General features: G+C 49.8%; 3 pseudogenes. All 3 read right to left on the bottom strand.

Annotated elements, in window-relative coordinates:
- Positions 1-100: 100 nt before the first annotated feature.
- Positions 101-655: pseudogene (mlrA, locus tag BFF42_RS16400) on the bottom strand (HTH-type transcriptional regulator MlrA); the annotation flags it as partial.
- A 35-nt stretch (positions 656-690) separates the two neighbouring features.
- A pseudogene (locus BFF42_RS16405) lies at positions 691-1,215 on the bottom strand (tyrosine-type recombinase/integrase); the annotation flags it as partial.
- A 16-nt stretch (positions 1,216-1,231) separates the two neighbouring features.
- A pseudogene (locus BFF42_RS16410) lies at positions 1,232-1,591 on the bottom strand (IS1-like element IS1B family transposase); the annotation flags it as partial.

Below are 1,591 nucleotides of genomic sequence, written 5' to 3' on the forward strand. Positions count from 1 at the left end.
TAGCAACAGCTCACCCATGCGGCTCTGACAACGATGTTAACCCGCGTTAAATATCCCACGTTGGCCAGCATCTGTCTCACGGAAAGTCATACTGCCTTACATTGAGCGAGTGGGCGAGGACATCAATGCGCCATCCTTGTTGACTGGCAATCCAGCCCTCCAGCCACAGACGGGTGGTATCGTGAATATTCCAGCCAACCACCAGCGCATCTTTACCCTGTTTTTTACGTGCCGAAGCCAGACAGATGGCGATGTAGTTGATCAGTACGCCGTCGAGGATCGCCAGCAGCGCCTGGAGAGTCGGTTGTTGGCACTGAAGCCGTCGACGCAGAGGAATAAACAAATGCGTGGTGAGCGTCTGGGCGGGGTAATCCTGACCGCGCTCTTTGATCCACGTTCGCAGGCTATGCAGATTGCCGCTTTGCAAGTAAGTCAGTAATGTTTCTTGCTGATCGCGCCAGCCGTTCTGCACATCAACATTTTCATTACTGAGCAGCATTTTAACTTTGCTGACCTGCACGCCGTTGTCGATCCAGCGTTTGATCTCGCGGATCCGGTCAATATCGGCATCGTTGAACAGCCGATGACCGCCGTCTGTCCGTTGCGGTTTCAGCAATCCGTAACGCCTCTGCCACGCGCGTAACGTGACAGGGATTAAGGGTAAACTAACTGATTTTACAAGTTTTTATTTTACCCCACTTTCTTATGGGGCATACATGGGACACTTTCAGATAGTCTTTTGTTAAGGAGTTCTATCTGTTCGTGATTGTTGTCTTTCATCCATGCTCCGTAAACATTGAATACCATTTGTGCGTTTGTGTGGCCCATCTGGCTTGCGATAAAACTAGGATTAGCTCCAGCGGCAAGTGACCAGCATGCATAAGTATGCCTGGATTGGTACGATTTTCTGTGTCTCAGACCTGCGCGTTTTAAGATACTTGTCCATGACTCCCTGATGGAGTCAACCTTATAGTGCGGTCCGGAAAACTGCCGCTGTTTTATTACCTGAGGACTAAAAACAAAAGTGCATTTATGCACAGTACTTCTCCCATATTCCCTCTGCTTTACCTCTACAGAATGTTGCTTTCCAAGCATGGTCATTTCCGCCTGACTTTTAAGAGCATCAATAGCTGGTTGAACCAGATGAATTGTCCTTCCGGTGCCAGCATCGGTTTTTGGTGGAGTGAATTCGCCAAGTTTTGTATAATTCCTACGGGGTAATGACTCCAACTTATTGATAGTGTTTTATGTTCAGATAATGCCCGATGACTTTGTCATGCAGCTCCACCGATTTTGAGAACGACAGAGACTTCCGTCCCAGCCGTGCCAGGTGCTGCCTCAGATTCAGGTTATGCCGCTCAATTCGCTGCGTATATCGCTTGCTGATTACGTGCAGCTTTCCCTTCAGGCGGGATTCATACAGTGGCCAGCCATCCGTCATCCATATCACCACGTCAAAGGGTGACAGCAAGCTCATAAGACGCCCCAGCGTCGCCATAGTGCGTTCACCGAATACGTGCGCAACAACCGTCTTCCGGAGCCTGTCATACGCGTAAAACAGCCAGCGCTGGCGCGATTTAGCCCCGACGTA

The organism is Shigella sp. FC1661, from assembly GCF_001712525.1.
Taxonomy (GTDB): Bacteria; Pseudomonadota; Gammaproteobacteria; order Enterobacterales; family Enterobacteriaceae; genus Escherichia; species Escherichia coli.